The organism is Microbacterium sp. bgisy189, from assembly GCF_965345345.1.
Classification (GTDB): Bacteria; Actinomycetota; Actinomycetes; order Actinomycetales; family Microbacteriaceae; genus Microbacterium.
Genome location: NZ_CBDRMZ010000001.1, coordinates 347,917 through 362,273 on the forward strand (window position 1 = coordinate 347,917; position 14,357 = coordinate 362,273).

Consider the following 14,357-nt stretch of genomic DNA (forward strand, 5'->3'; position numbering starts at 1 on the left):
AGCTCGATACGAGCTGCGGATAAGAGACGGCGGACGTCGAATCATGGTGGCGGGGAGGCCATCGATCCGTGCATCAGGCCGCGGGCTTTTCGTCCCGTGACTCGAGCTCGGCGAACCGCGCCTGCATGGTCGGGTTGCCCTTGGTGAGCTTCTTCACCGTGAGGGCGGTGGCCTTGTCGTTCGCGAGGCGAAGGTTGTTCTCCGACCCGAGCAGACTCTCTTTGACCCGCTGAAGCCGATCGATGGCGGCGTCGATGTCCTTGATCGCCGCTTCGAATTTGCGCTTGGCGACGTCGTAGTTGCGTCCGAACGCCGACTTGAATTCATCGAGGTCCGACTCGAAGCTCGTGATGTCGATGTTCTGCTTCTTGACCTGCTCGAGCTCGGCCTTCACGAGGATGGTGTCCTGGGCGGCGTTGCGCAACAGAGCGATGATGGCGAGGAAGAACTGCGGCCGGACGACGAACATCTTCGGGTACTCGTGGGACACGTCCGTGATGCCCGTGTACAGCTCGGAGTCCTCCTCGAGCATCGACACGAGAACGGCGTACTCGCAGCCCTTGTCGTTGCGGTCCTTGTCGAGCTTCGCGAGGAAGTCGGCGTTCTTCTTCTTGGTCGTCGACGCGTCGGCTTCGTTCTTCATCTCGAACATGATCGAGATGTACTCGACTCCGTCGTTGCTGAAATCTCGGAAGACGTAGTCGCCCTTCGTGCCACCCGAGGCGTCGTTGTCCTTGCCGAACGCCGCATCCGGAAATGCGAGCGAACGCGCGCGATTGAACTCGGTCTCACAGTGCTGCTCGAGCGTCTCGCCGAGGAGCTTGACCGAGAGCTTCGCCTTCATGTCCTTGTAGCGTTCGATCAGCTCGTCCTTCAGCGCGAGTTCCTTCGAGTGGGACTCTTTGAGGGCGACTTCGTTGACCTTGTGCTCCGCAGACTGGAGGGCGAGCTGGTTCTTCGTCTCGGTGAGTCTCCGCTCGGCGTCCGACACCGCCTTGGCGACGGCGAGTTCCTCGGCGGTGGCGGCCTTCTCGAGGTCGCCATTCAGGCGCTGGATCTGAGCATCCTTCTCCGCGGCGGCAGCCTGCGCCTCCTGCGCGAGCTGTGCGATCGCGAGCGCACGGGCGGATTCGGCACCCTTGAGGTCGGTCCGCAGCCGCTCGATCTCGGCATCCTTCTCGGCGGCGGCCGCCTGTGCGGCCTGGGCCACCTTCGTCACGGCCAGCTCCCGGGCCGAATCCGCGCCGCCGAGGTCGGCCTTCAGTCGCTGGATCTCGGCCTCCCTCTCCGCGATGGCCAGCTGGCCCTGCTGGGTTGCCCTGGCCTCAGCGAGCGCGATCTCGGCCAGCTTGGCCTTGTCCGCCTCCGCGAGACGCGCGTGGAGCTCCTTCTCGAACTCCGCCGTACGCACCTGATTGACGAGGTTGGCGTAGTCCGCCTCATCCACTGTGAACACCGTTCCGCAGTGGGGGCACTTGATTTCGTTCATGGATGATTCCTCCCTGTCGAGTGGCTCGCCTCACTGAATGCGAGCGAGCAGATGTCGAGCCAACACTGTGCAAGTCCCACCCGCGTCCTATGCTTTGGGTGCGCGAGTGATTATGCTTGGAGCATAGCCAAGAAGCGCGCAAAGCGCAAGCAGCATTATTCAGAGAGCATCATTTCGTCTTGGGCGGCGTCGCGTGCGCGACGCGGTCTCCAGGGTGACGCCATTCGGAGAGCCGACTACGACGTTGATAGCATTCGACGCGAACGACCGAAGACGCAGGGGAGCGGCCGGATGCTCGGTTCACAGGACGACTTGGCGTATTGGCCATCGGACATCAATGCCTCGAGCCTGGGGAAGGACGTCGCGCGAGTTCTCGTCGTCGGCCCCGCGACGGATGACACCGCCCGATATGTCGAGTCGCTCCTCGGCGCCGAGACTCGGATTGCCCAGGTCCCCTCAGCTGCTCGAAAGCTGCATAACGGAACCTATGCCGTGCTCGACTCTGTCGAGGGTCTCGCGCTGATCGTGGTTCGGGGCGCGAAGGATTCAACGTCGCCAGCGACCGGACGCATCGACTACGACCACAGCCACCTTGCCGCTGCGTTCGACGTATACGACGACCACTGGCACACGTCTGGGCAATTCCTCGGGGCGTCGACTTTCACCATCGACGATGTCGTCGAGATCGTTGGCCGGAAGAAGATCGGCCGGGTGGTGAATGTGCGACGCGACGCGTCCGGGTACACGATCACGGTCGACGTCGCCGGGACTCTCCAGAGCTATTCCGAGGCCGACCTTCGCAAGCTAAGCGGCGACCCGCGCAGCCCTGAGTTCTGGCTTGATCAAGAGCCGGCAACGGCTCACGTCATTGCGCGAACCTTGTCGTGGATCAAGTTGAATCATCCGCTGACAGACTTCCTCTACTCGTTTGCCGCGACCCGGACGATCTTCAAGCCCTACCAGTTCCTCCCTGCGTTGAAGATCCTCTCGGGATCGACCGGACGCATCCTGATTGCGGATGAAGTGGGTCTCGGCAAGACGATTGAGGCGGGACTGATCTGGACCGAGCTGGAGCAACGGTCACCGATCCGACGAGGACTGATCGTCGTGCCGAGCTCACTCACCGTCAAGTGGCAGCGAGAGATGCGCGACCGATTCATGCGTCCGCTCAAGGTCCTCGGCAAGCCCGAGCTCGCAGAATTCGTCACCGAACTGCGCCAGGGGAGGGACCCGGATCTCGTCGGAATCGTCTCGCTCGAGTCGCTTCGGACGTACCGCGAGATCCTTGAAGAACTGATCACGCTCAGGCCGCGGTTCGATGTGGCCATTGTCGATGAGGCTCACAGCCTTCGGAATCGGAACACGCGGACGTCCGTCGTGGGAGACATCCTCTCGGATCAGGCGGACCATCTGCTGCTCCTGACGGCGACGCCGCTGAACCTCGGCTCTCATGACCTCTTCAATCTGATGCACCTTCTCGACGCAGACGCATTCCCTGACGGCGAGGTGTTCGCCGCGCAGCTGGAACCCAACCGCAACTTGAACCGGATCGCGCGCGAGGTCTCCGACCCAGGCACGCGCTCGAAAAGGAACGCACTTGCCCTCCTCGACCAGATCCCCGAGATGGCTCACGGAGACGCCCTCAGTCGCCGTTCGGACTTCGCCCGGCTGCGCCAGATCCTCGCGGCCTCCGACGGGTTCGACGCCGAGCAGGTGACGTCGGTGAAGCGCCTCGTCGCGGATCTGAACACGCTCGGAAGCGTTCTCAACCGAACGCGGAAAGTCGACGTTCAGGACGAAAAGGCGCTCCGCGTCGTCGACAACATCGAAGTCGAGTGGACCGGCATGGAGAGAGACCTCTACGACGAGATCGAGAGCTTTTACCTCGAGCGCGCACGACGTTCGCGCATGCCACTCGGATTCATCATGCAGATGCCGCTGCGCCAGGCGACGAGCTGTTTGCCCGTGGCACGCGATCGCATGCTCAGGAAGGCGGGCTGGCTCGGCGCAGACGAGAGAGATTCTGAGTACTGGGAGGATGACTCAACTCCTGAGGCCGACGTCGCAGGCCCCACGACTGATGCCACGGCGGGACTTCCAGAGTGGCAGAGTGCCGTCCCCTCGCTCAGCCGCGACTCGAAGCTCGAAGCACTTCGCGCGAAGCTCAGGCAGCTGCGCGACTCGAGCGGCAACCAGCCCGCAGGAGTGATGCCCCGCGTGCTGATCTTCTCGTACTTCCGCGGGACGGTGGAGTACCTCACGGAGCAGCTCGGTCGGGAGTTCAGGACTGAGTACCTGCACGGCGGCGTGCCCATGCGCGACCGGGAAGCGGTCATCGAGCGGTTCCGCGGCGGAACCTTCGACATCCTCATTGCGAACCAAGTCGGGTCTGAGGGCCTCGACTTCCAGTTCTGCAATGTGCTCGTGAACTACGACCTTCCATGGAATCCGATGCAGGTCGAGCAGCGAATCGGCCGTCTCGACCGAATCCTCCAGCAGAGTCCCAAGATCTTCATCTTCAACATGTCGATCCCCGGCACCATCGAGACCGACATCATCGGCCGGCTGTACAGCCGCATCGATCTGTTCACAGAGTCGATCGGAGACCTCGAGCCGATCATGCGGCAGACGATGCAGGAGATTGAGCGGAATGTTCTGGACGTCACACTTTCGCCCGAGCAACGCGAGCGTGAACTCGAGCGCCAGGCACAGGCCGTCGCGCGCAACCGGGCGGATGTGAAGAAGCTCGAAGAGAACAGTGGGCTTCTCGCCTCGATGGGCTCCGTCGAGATCGACGGCCTCACCGATTCCGGCCCCACCTCGGGCCGCTACATCGGAGCGAGCGAAGTCCGCTCGCTGCTGGAGTTCATCGTTTCGAAGCACGGGGGTCGGATTTCGCGAGAGTCCGAGGGCATTGTCACGATCACGGGAACGCCTGAGCTGACCGTGGCGCTTCGCAGGGCGGTATCAAACGCCACCGCCGGATCCTCGCTCGGGGCTGACCTCTTCTGGCGCCTTCGGGACGGCGATCCGGTGAGGGCTTCGTATCGCCCCGTCGAGCTGCCGGACGTCGACCTCATCAGCGCGCGCCACCCTCTTATCCGTCTCGCGGTTGCGGAGCTTGCCGGTGAACCGCTCTCGAGGCCGCAATTCGGCCGGGTTGCATTGTCGGGCGGTCGAAGGGCGTTCCTCGCGCTGGTGACGCTTGTCGAGGGGACCGGGCTCTCAAACACCCGCGAGCTCTGGGTCACCGCGGTCAACCTCGAGTCGCGCGAACGCGACGAGGCTGTCGAGGAGGGTGTCCTGCGTGCACTCGCCGAGGGTGAACTGGCGGACCCTTCGGCAGAGGACCGGCCCCAGCGGCTGCGCGCGCATCTCGGCGTGTTGTCGCGGATCGAAGGCGAACGGATCAGTGCCGCCCGCACTGTGCGCGCGGCCGACAACGAAGCCATGGTCGATGCCCGCATCCGCTCGCAGGAGCACACACTCAAGATCAAGATCGACAACGAGAATCGGATACTTCAGGAGATGGCGGCGAAACGAAGCGATCACAGGATCATCCGCCTTCATGAGGGCCGGCTCCGCGGCCTGCAGGCAGAGCTCGACGCCGTCCGACAGGAACTGGAGCCCAAGCGCAACCTGGTCCTCTCGCACAGCCAGGTCGCCGTCCTCGAGGTCTTCGCCTAGCGGTCAGTCCCCGGAGCGGTCGTAGTACCACTCCTTCTGCGCGGAGGCCTCGCGCGTGCGCGTGATATGCACGGCCTCGTTCCCGCGACCCTTGATGACTGGCCAGCGAGCGATGAACCACTCGGAGACACGGCCGAACCCATCACGCAGGTGAACGCGACCATTCGGCTCGATGCTCATGTGCGCGTTCGGATCCGCTCCGAAGTCGAACGGGATGCCTTCCACGTGCTCGCCATCGATCGTCAGTGGGATCGTCTCGCCGGAAACGGATCGCGCTCGCACGAGTCCCTTCCCATGACGAGGGAGCCGTTGGTCGGCGTTGAAGCGTCGCATGTACTTAACGCTGCCGGTCGACAGCACCTGCAGGCGGTCGTAGAAAGGCGTGTAGGCCTCGTACACAGCGCGCTCGTGCGTCCCTGTCTGATCGGTCCACTCGAGTACGAAGTCGAATCCGGGTCGGTGCAGGTTGAGGCTTTCGTATGCTTCATCGGCTCCGAGGCCGCGGACGATCAACTCTTCAGGGTCGCCGTCACGGTAGATGCGGTCGTGCCCGAACACCTCGCCCAGGAACTCGCCAACGGCCGGGACATGTGACATGCCTCCGGCAAGCAGCACGTATCCGATGCCGTCCTTGAGGTCGTCCTCACCAAGGCGGCGGGCCTGCTCGGGAGTGAGCGTCTGCGCCTCGGTGGAGCCGGCGACTTGGCTCATGAGAGCAGCGCGCGCGACTTCCCACACACGATCCATCGACCGCCTCAACAGCGGCTCGATCGCCTCGGCGACGTCTTCTCGGCGGAGCTCCACGGCTGGGATCGAGATTCGGGGATGCGGAACCACGACGATCGTCTCGTGGAGGGTCGACAGTTGAACCTTGGCTTCGCGAGTGGCGCGCAGCAGCCAGCCCGCCAGATCCGTGCCATGGCCCGGCGCATCGGCGTCGAATCCAGCCTCCGCAAGACGCGTCTTCAAGGTTTCAAGCAGCGTCCGATCGACGAGGTCACCCGCGATCTCGTTACCGTTCGCGGCCTGCACGGCGATGTCTGCGCGGCTCGACAACGCGGCGGCGTTCGCCTTGACTCGCAGGATAGCGATGTCGAGGGTTCCGCCGCCCATGTCGTACACGAGCACCTTGCCGTCGAGTCGATTGCCCTTGGCGAGCTGCCCGTTGATCCACGCGACGCCGGCGGCGATCGGTTCATCGACGAGCGTCGAGTCTCTGACGGGGACGCCCGCGTCGTTCGCGAGTTCGATGAGACGCTTCCGCTGCGGGCCCGTCCACATCGCGGGGCACCCGAGCCGAACTGTTGCGGATTCGTCCGAGACCGAGACGGCGTTGTACGCCGCGCGCTGCACGATCTCGCCGAGGATGTCGCGAATGACATCGTCCGCCTTGAGGATCGTCGTGCGGGCGCCGTCTGAAAGGGTGACGAGCTCCCGATTGTCCGTGATCGCCCGCTTGATGGAACGGACGATCGAGGGTTCGTCGAGGTTCGCGGCGTCGTCGCCGACAGACCACGTCGTTCCACTGAGGCCCGCGATGGATGGGATCCACTTGTTGGTCTGGCCGATCGGGAGTGTCTGTGCGCCACGGGCGGTCGACACCGCCAGAAGTGACGTGGACGTTCCAAAATCCACCCCAACGATGTCACCCATTGATGAAGTCCCCAGTTCCTGAGCCTATTGATCGACCGCGACCAGCGCTTTCACGAGGACTTCTTCAGCGTCCTCGCGAATCCATTTGTACCCGGGCCGTCCGACATGAACGCTGGTACCGGGGGCGGGTCGTCCGCCCGGCGCGTCGTGCAGCGCGGGATCAAAGGCGAGTTCTTGGCCGGCTGCGCCGATCGGCTCGATTCCCTGAATCCTCACGAGCTGCTGGAGTCGCGTGATCAACTGATCCGCGTCCAGTCGGCGCGCTTCGCTTCCGACAGTCGCGAGGATGCGTGCCAGCGCACGGTACGCGTCGCGCTCGGCCTGAACGATCACCGCATCGTGGGCAGTCCCTTGCGATTGGATGGCATCGGTCAGCTGCGACTGAAGGGCCTGCGCGCGTTCGGTCGCCTGGTTGGCTCGCGCACGTTGGGCGGCGAGTTCACTAGAGGCGGCCTCGACCGCATTCTCGAGTTGTGCAACTTCGCCTCTCAGCCCCTCGATCTGCTCGCGTTCAATCAGTCCGTTAAGCCACGCCATCACCGAAGTATCGACACCTGCAACGCGGCGAATCGCGGACACCGCGATGGCGGGGTCGACAGTTGTCGCGACGGCTCTCACGGACAGTAAGCGCAGCAGTCGACTACGGGTTGAGGCCGACGCGACTGCTTCCTCGGAAATCTCGCCAATCCGCGCTCGCCACGAATCGACTCGGGTGAGCCGAGATGCTTCCGAATCTGGGAGAGCAAGAAGGTCGTCTGCGCCCACGCCCCGCAGCCAACCTTCGGATGAGGTCGCAGGATCGGCGGCGGGCAATGCAACGAGGAACCGGAACCGGCCGCTCTCGGCGGTGAGCGGCAGGAGCGACAGGGGCTCCTTCGTCGCAGCGAGCGACTCGACGGGTGCGGCGTGCTTCCGCAAGGCACGCGCCATCGCGTGAGCGAGGCTATCCGCGGCAGGTGTGCATTCGGGGCTGCTCTCTGCAAGAAGCGCTAGTACCGGGCTCGCCTCGAGGAGGCGATCATGTGGTGCGCTCTCGGCCAGCGCTAGCACGACTCGAACATAGTGTGGGAGCGCTGTTCGGCGCTCCGTCGACGACAGATCGCGGATGCGCCGTGACAGCGCATTCAGGACGCTGACGCTCTCTTCATCAGTGACCCACTCAGCAAGCAAATCCTTGGACAGCAGGTCCGCGGTGAGGAGCAGCGACGTGCAAGCCCTGCGACGGTCAGCGGCGTCAAGCTTGCCGAGTGCGGCGCGAACCGACTGAGCGGAGAGTGTCAGCGGTCGCAGCTGTTCGGCGGGCTGATCGAAGAGTGTCTTGGCCAGGCCGCTCGCAACGCTCCCGCCGAAGACGAGTTCAGCGGCAAAGGCGTCGAGCGGGCTCACATCCGTCGACCGCAACTCTCGCAGGAGACCTTCGCGCGCGTCTCCGTCGGTTGTCGCCTTCTTGAGCTCCGCGAGCACCTCGGATGCAGGGCGAGACGTACGGGCGGGAACAGTCTCCGGAGCCGCGGGCTCCGCTGATGTGTCGTCCGTGCCCGACGCACGCCGTTTGCGGGAGCGTTTCCGTGTGGGCTTGGTCTGGGTCGCGACGGACTCGTCGCTCGACTCAGCATCGGCAGGCGAATCGGCCGTCGGCGCCGACGTGCCCGTCAAAGGAACCGACACCGCGTCGGGTTCGTCCTTGCGGTCAGCGTCCGCATCGCGGGCGTCATCGGCGCCGCTCTGCTCGACGGCAGGCGCCACTGCAGTGACTTCTGGATCGCCTGCCTGGTTCGGACTCGCGTCGTCGTTCAGGACGTGACCCCAACGGTCCCGCCAATCCGCCGGGAGGAGAGAGGGGACCTCGACGTCGGGCCCGAGACGCAATTTCGACGCGGGTCCAGGCCCGAGACCGATTCGCTTCCGCAGACGGCCGCGAAGCCGATCCCATCGCTTCTGATCGATCGCGCCGCGCGGGAGCAGGTCGGTTGCCTTCTTGCGAAGGTCGGTCCACTCCATCGAGCTCGGCTGTTCCGCGAGCATCACCACAAGCACATCGGCGGCTGATTCGTCCTGCGACCACAGCTCCTGCCAACGCTCGGGCACAACATGCTGGATGAATCGCGAGCTTCCGAGCGGCGCTTGAAGAAACTCGCCCGAGACGACGGTCTCGGTCGAGCCGTCCTCCCACCGCACGTCGAGGGATTTTCCGGGTTTCGACAGGAGTCTGCCGACGCGAGACGGATCACGACGGGCGAAGACGACGAGCGGCTTGTCAGACACGGATCGAGTCTACGATTCCGCCGTCTTCTGGGAATCTGCGAGAGTGGAGTCCTGATGCGCCAGCTATTCGTCTTCGAGACCGTCGACGTCGACGGCCGTGTTGGCGAGGTCGCTTGCATGACGTCAAGCGAGGCAGACGCGCGGGCAATGCTTCGGGCTGAGGGATATGACGGTGCGCTCCTCGGTGCAGCGCCGCTCGGGGGAGTTCTCCACCTCGCCGGATCGTCGAGTGCGCCGCCGGCTGACGACGGCGGCCGCGGCGATGAGCCTGCGATCGTCGTCGGTCCTGCAATCCCAGAGCAAGCCGTGCCTGCGCCTTCAGCGGAGCCGGGCGACAGCCCCGGTGTCGCCGCGGCAGCGACGCCAGGCGAGTCAGATTCTGCGGCCGAAAGTGCGGTGGGGCGGCTCGAGTCGACAGCCGCACTCGACGCGGTAGCGCGTGATTATGCGCTTGTCAGTCTGTACATGGTCGGGTTGGACGTCGCCTCGATCGCACGCGCGGTCACCGTCACTCCGAGGATTGCGGCTCACCGGATCGGCTTCCACCTGCTCGGAGTCCCCGACGATGGCGTGGATGCCGCCAGCGAGAGCACGATGGTGCTCGAACCTGACGCCGCGTTCGACGCGGTCGACGAAATGTACCTGAACGGAATGTCGGTCTTCGAGATCAGCGAAGCGATCGCGCGGCCGACGTCAGACATTGTCTGGGCGCTTCTCGACGCGCCCTCGCGAGTCGTCGCAGTCACCCGCTCCGTTCTCCAGGCGCTGCGCTCCGATCTAGAGGTGCTCAAGGGTGCGGCCGCAGCGGCCAAGTAGACGGCCCCGTCGGTTGCTTGGCCCCGGTTAGGCCGGCACGGACCGCGATGCCCTCCGAAGCGCCGTGAGCCAGGCGCCGTAGAAGTTGCGGATTGATGCCGGCGAGGGGCGACGGATGCCGGCCGCACCCTGCTTCTTGACCCACTTGTCGTAGTTCGCGAATGTCTGCTGGGTGCCGGACGCCGTGGCGTCGGCGATGAAGTCGGTGATCGACTGCGCGTAGTCCTCCTCGGTGAAGGTGAGGAGCCCCTTCTGTCGACCCTTCTTCGCCGTCGCGAGACCCATGGATGCGAGCGCATCGTTCCAACCGTCATAGCGCTTCTGGATCGTCTGACGAGTGGGCGGCCATGGCTTAGCGCCCTTGGCGGAGGTCAATCCCATGGCGTCGAGCAACTCGCCTCGCAGCTCGTTGTAGCGAGCGCCGGTGATCGTAAGAGTCGGATCTTCGAGCGCCGCACGCTGAGCTGCGCCGATCCGCGCCAGAATCGTCGCGAGTTCTTCGCGCGTCACCGAGGCTTCGACGAGGTGCGTTCCGAGCTCGTCCAGCAGGTCCTGGGAAAGGTTCGCGGCGGCCCACGCGTGATCGGGCTTGAGTCGAAGTTCGGCGCTGAGCAGAAACCACACGCCCGCCTCGAGGGCCACGTTGGAGAAGATGTCGGCGTCGTTGTTCTGATCGAAGACGATGTCCGACTCTCGGAGCGCGTCTTCCGCCAGATCCACATCCATGGCCGGGAACAGCACCGCAAGCCGCGAGATGGATTCGGTGCGCGTGAACCCTTGGTGCGCGAGCTCAGACGCGATCTCGCCGAAGTGGTCGAGGAACGAGTCGCGCCTACGCCCGGCCTCCGCGTCTTTCGCGGCCTGGCGCGCAGCGCGGGATGCCTCGGCGTTGGCTCCACCGAGCTTGACGACAATCTGACGCACTCGTTCGCGCGTCACGCCAAGCTCCGCGCCGATCTCCTGCAATGTCGCGCCATCCGCGTACCGGTCGAGGATGCGCTGATTGCGATCGGTGATCGGTTTGAGGGTATTCATCGCGTGCTGCTTTCGGGTTGGTCGATAACGTCTGGCATCACCATAGACTATGCGCAGAGCAAAATACTACTTGTGCATTGAGCGCTGTGTGTGTCATGCTCAACTCGTCGGGCCGAAACGCCCGGCGGAAAGCACCACATGGCGACTCCGGACGGAGCCGCGTCACCACACAAGAAACCCGGCAGGGCTTCTGGAGAGTCACCATCGACTCGCAGCAGCGCAGGCCGGCCTCGAGCCGGCTTTTCTGTTCCAGAGGCTCTCCTCAACGAAAGAGGACGAGCAATGAACACCACTGACGCAACGACCTTTTCCGCGTTCCACGCGGTCATCAAGTTCGAGAAGCTCGTCGAGCAGACCGTCGAGCGGATCACCCGGTTCTCGGGTTTCGTTCCGGCGCGGCACTTCGTGCCCGTCATCGATGTGATCGACCTGGAGGCGAACCCGCGCTCCTCGAAGGTGGGGCAGGTCACTGCCGCGATCCGCGAGTCGATCGAGAACACCCCGAGCGAGTTTCCCTTCAAGACGAAGGGCATCCTCCTCGGTGCGTCGAGCTATCGCCGGCTCGACCGTGAGCGCATCGGCGTGAACTTCGAGAAGCGCAAGATCGAGGGCATCCTCGACGGCGGCCACAACACGCTGGCGATCGGCCTCCATGTTCTCGCCAAGGCGGGCGTGCCGGACGCTGCGATCAAGAAGGTCAAGGTGTGGGACGACTTCCGTACCCTGTGGCACGAGCAGGCCGAGGCCGTGGATGCCCTGCGGGCCAAGGTGCGCGACGGCGGAACCACAGACCTCGACTTCCTCATCCCCGTCGAGCTCATCGTGCCTTCGGACCCCGACGACGAGGTCGTCACCGAGGAGTTCGAGGCGTCTCTCCTCGACATCTGCGCGGCGCGCAACAACAACGTGCAGCTGAAGGTCGAGGCGAAGGCCAACAAGCGCGGATACTTCGACGATCTCAAGCAGACGCTGCCGTCCTACATCAGCGAGCGCGTCGAGTGGCAGCAGGGCGACCCCAAGCCGATCAAGGTGGCCGACATCGTCGCTCTCGCCTGGATTCCGCTCGGGATGCTGGATCCGATGCCGGCGGCCGACGACGGCAAGCCCGTCGGCGCACCTCTTCCGCAGAACCTCTACCGCAATAAGGGCGACTGCGTGGTGCGGTTCGAGCGCCTGATGAGCTCGCCGGTGGTCACCAAGGAGCATGGCGCCGTCGCTGAGCTCCACAACGTCCCCGTGTTCAGCGCGCTCGCCGTCGCCGGTCAGATTCCGGAGCTGTATGAGCTGATCTATCGCAAGTTCCCGGATGCCTATAACAAGAACGACGGCAAGTACGGCCGCATCACTGCGGTGAGCAAGATGAACCCCGCCAACGCGAAGGCTCCTCACAAGACCCGGTTCACCAACCAGGATGCGAAGTACGCGAGCCCGGAGGGCTTCATCGTCCCGCTCGTGTACGGTCTGTCGGCGCTGCTCGAGCGGCGCGAGGACGGCACGATAGCGTGGAAGACCGACCCGACGGAGTTCCTCAACGACAACCTCGACGAAATCGCGAAGCGCTTCAAGGGCATTATGCAGATGGGTGACTTCGACCCGCAGAAGGTCGGAAAGTCGGGGCCTGCGTACACCATGGTGCGTGACACGTACACGACGCTGCTGCTCGCGGCGAACACGGGGGAGGCCGCCTGATGACTGACGACATCGAGTTCAACGTCGGCCTGGTCGCGATCACCATGCGCGGCCAGGATGTCGACTTCCGCGGCGTCCCGGTTTCAGCCGGGCGCGGCGGCGCCGAGCAGAACGGCAAGCTTCGCGAGGCCGTCATCGAGTCGAGCGACGGGCTGCGGATGACGATCGGATGCGCGGTGTGGGACGACGGCTCTGCCGACGTCCAGCCCCTCGACTTCCTCGCCGGCCCGGACGCGTATCGCCGGCTTGAGGCTGCTGGGCGCATGACGCTCACCGATGCCGGCGCCGGCACGCGAGTGGCGTTGCTGCGCACCCTCAAGTACGGTGATCGCGGCTACCCGTCGCTCGCGTCGGTCACCTGGGAGGAGCTGAGTGAACTGGCGGGCACGGATGCTGCCGACCTCCTGTTGTCTCACGGCGCTCGGGTCGGGGCATATGAAGACCTGAGGCCGCAGCCCCGCCAGTACCGCGAGCACCCCGCTTTCGCGGTGGCGGAGGATGGGCTCGAAGCCGTCTTCGCCGCATTCGCGATTACACGGGTGATCCCGATCATGAAGGGCTTCGGCCGTGAGGGTGGAGTGGAGGCGTTTCACTGATGGGTGCATATGTAGTGGAGTACCCCGAGCGCGACACCTACGGCGAGGTGATGAAGGGCTACTTCTCGCTCATGCGGGGATTTGGGCTCGAGTTCGCAAACCGGAGCCACGCGACGCTCTCACCGACGTACGGTGCGCGGTGGTTCGAGGAGTACGTCGCGCGGCGCAAGGCGGAGGACCCGGTCCACGTCAGGGGCAGGCTGTCGCCGGCAGACCCGAGCTTCTTCCTCAAGGAGTTCCGGCTCGCTCCTGAGAGCGTGTATCGAGACGTGATACCCGCCACCCTCGAGCTGCTGAATCTGTCGAAGAAGCTCATGGACATCCGCAACACATGGATGCATTTCGGTGACGAGCCGACGGCGCTGCAGCTGAGGGAGGCTGCCGAATACCTCCGTGACTTCGGAGCCAAGTCTTCGATGGGGGTTGCGGGTCCGGCAACTCGCATGATCAAGCGGATCGATCGGATCCGCACGGGTCAGTACCAGGCGGCAGGCGCCGAGGATCCGGCCGTTATCGCGAATCCCATGGTCTCTGACGCGGCCGAGCCGCCGGCTGAGATCCCGCTTGAACCGTTGGCGGACGAGCCCCGGCCGCCGATCGGCTCACGTTGGCGAGGCGACCTCCCCGACCGGCGTGTCCGCGTGACCAAGACTCGCGACGTGGTCGACATCTCGACGGGGGCTTCGCTTCGCAACGAGATCGCCGGCGACCTCCGCGAGAAGGTGCGCCAGTGGACCTCTCCTCGTCCGCTCGGTGACCTGTGGGTCGCGTCCGATGGCGCAATCGGCGGTTTCGTCGAAGGACAGGAGCGCCTCCTCGGCTACACGGGCGAGGATCCCGCGGGGGAGACCGCCCGGGGATTCCTGGTGAAGAGGTTCTACGACGTCCGCGACGACAGGCTCGTCGACATCGATTCGGGAGCGTTCCTCAGCGATACGGTGGGAGCGGAGTGCGCCGCGCAGGCGCGTGAGATCGAGGACGCCGTGGTCGGAGTGATGGAGCCTGGGGGTACCATCCGTGTGACCAACTACGGCGACGTGCTGTACCTCGACGAGACCGGAACGTCGCGCATCGCAGTCGCGACACCGAAGACGTGGTTCCCGGGTCACCTGGGCTAGGAGAGATCG

Annotated in this window: 9 protein-coding genes; 5 read left to right on the forward strand and 4 right to left on the reverse strand. The window is 64.6% G+C overall.

Annotated elements, in window-relative coordinates:
- Nucleotides 1-73 precede the first annotated feature (73 nt).
- A complete protein-coding gene (locus ACSF8R_RS01770; protein WP_434810122.1) occupies nucleotides 74-1,489 on the reverse strand; it encodes a DUF2130 domain-containing protein in 1,416 nt (471 codons plus the stop codon).
- A gap of 51 nt (nucleotides 1,490-1,540) precedes the next feature.
- On the opposite strand from ACSF8R_RS01770, the gene ACSF8R_RS01775 reads away from it, so the two are divergent.
- Nucleotides 1,541-5,176 (forward strand): helicase-related protein, encoded by a 3,636-nt coding sequence (locus ACSF8R_RS01775; protein WP_434810123.1) that lies wholly within the window; start codon nucleotides 1,541-1,543, stop codon nucleotides 5,174-5,176.
- 3 nt (nucleotides 5,177-5,179) lie between these two features.
- On the opposite strand, the gene ACSF8R_RS01780 is transcribed toward ACSF8R_RS01775, so the two are convergent.
- Nucleotides 5,180-6,829 carry an Hsp70 family protein gene (locus tag ACSF8R_RS01780; protein WP_434810124.1) on the reverse strand — a complete coding sequence of 550 codons (1,650 nt, stop codon included), beginning with the start codon at nucleotides 6,827-6,829 and terminating at the stop codon, nucleotides 5,180-5,182.
- Between the two features lie 24 nt (nucleotides 6,830-6,853).
- Nucleotides 6,854-9,094: a hypothetical protein gene (locus ACSF8R_RS01785; protein WP_434810125.1), complete on the reverse strand. Its 2,241-nt coding sequence runs from the start codon at nucleotides 9,092-9,094 to the stop codon at nucleotides 6,854-6,856.
- Nucleotides 9,095-9,559: 465 nt separating this feature from the next.
- On the opposite strand from ACSF8R_RS01785, the gene ACSF8R_RS01790 reads away from it, so the two are divergent.
- Complete coding sequence (locus tag ACSF8R_RS01790; RefSeq protein WP_434810126.1) at nucleotides 9,560-9,910, forward strand: hypothetical protein; 351 nt, start codon at nucleotides 9,560-9,562, stop codon at nucleotides 9,908-9,910.
- Nucleotides 9,911-9,937: 27 nt separating this feature from the next.
- Here ACSF8R_RS01790 and ACSF8R_RS01795 read toward each other — a convergent pair whose 3' ends face one another.
- Nucleotides 9,938-10,945 (reverse strand): sigma factor-like helix-turn-helix DNA-binding protein, encoded by a 1,008-nt coding sequence (locus tag ACSF8R_RS01795; protein WP_434810127.1) that lies wholly within the window; start codon nucleotides 10,943-10,945, stop codon nucleotides 9,938-9,940.
- 282 nt (nucleotides 10,946-11,227) lie between these two features.
- On the opposite strand from ACSF8R_RS01795, the gene ACSF8R_RS01800 reads away from it, so the two are divergent.
- From ACSF8R_RS01800 to ACSF8R_RS01810, 3 genes are read left to right on the forward strand one after another with little or no spacing between them, the layout of a single operon-like run.
- Entirely contained in the window at nucleotides 11,228-12,634 is a 1,407-nt protein-coding gene (locus tag ACSF8R_RS01800) for a hypothetical protein (RefSeq protein WP_434810128.1), read from the forward strand.
- Entirely contained in the window at nucleotides 12,634-13,230 is a 597-nt protein-coding gene (locus ACSF8R_RS01805) for a hypothetical protein (protein ID WP_434810129.1), read from the forward strand. The genes ACSF8R_RS01800 and ACSF8R_RS01805 overlap by 1 nt, the downstream gene beginning before the upstream one ends.
- Nucleotides 13,230-14,348 (forward strand): hypothetical protein, encoded by a 1,119-nt coding sequence (locus ACSF8R_RS01810; protein ID WP_434810130.1) that lies wholly within the window; start codon nucleotides 13,230-13,232, stop codon nucleotides 14,346-14,348. Before ACSF8R_RS01805 ends, ACSF8R_RS01810 begins: the two co-directional genes overlap by 1 nt.
- Nucleotides 14,349-14,357: the final 9 nt, after the last annotated feature.

What these genes read in the sequence shown, in the direction of transcription:
- ACSF8R_RS01780 (WP_434810124.1), bottom strand. Translation starts at nt 6,829, where the DNA reads ATGGGTGACATCGTTGGGGTGGATTTTGGAACGTCCACGTCACTTCTG.
- ACSF8R_RS01790 (WP_434810126.1), top strand. Translation starts at nt 9,560, where the DNA reads ATGGTCGGGTTGGACGTCGCCTCGATCGCACGCGCGGTCACCGTCACT.
- ACSF8R_RS01770 (WP_434810122.1), bottom strand. Translation starts at nt 1,489, where the DNA reads ATGAACGAAATCAAGTGCCCCCACTGCGGAACGGTGTTCACAGTGGAT.
- ACSF8R_RS01805 (WP_434810129.1), top strand. Translation starts at nt 12,634, where the DNA reads ATGACTGACGACATCGAGTTCAACGTCGGCCTGGTCGCGATCACCATG.
- ACSF8R_RS01775 (WP_434810123.1), top strand. Translation starts at nt 1,541, where the DNA reads ATGTCGAGCCAACACTGTGCAAGTCCCACCCGCGTCCTATGCTTTGGG.
- ACSF8R_RS01810 (WP_434810130.1), top strand. Translation starts at nt 13,230, where the DNA reads ATGGGTGCATATGTAGTGGAGTACCCCGAGCGCGACACCTACGGCGAG.
- ACSF8R_RS01795 (WP_434810127.1), bottom strand. Translation starts at nt 10,945, where the DNA reads ATGAATACCCTCAAACCGATCACCGATCGCAATCAGCGCATCCTCGAC.
- ACSF8R_RS01800 (WP_434810128.1), top strand. Translation starts at nt 11,228, where the DNA reads ATGAACACCACTGACGCAACGACCTTTTCCGCGTTCCACGCGGTCATC.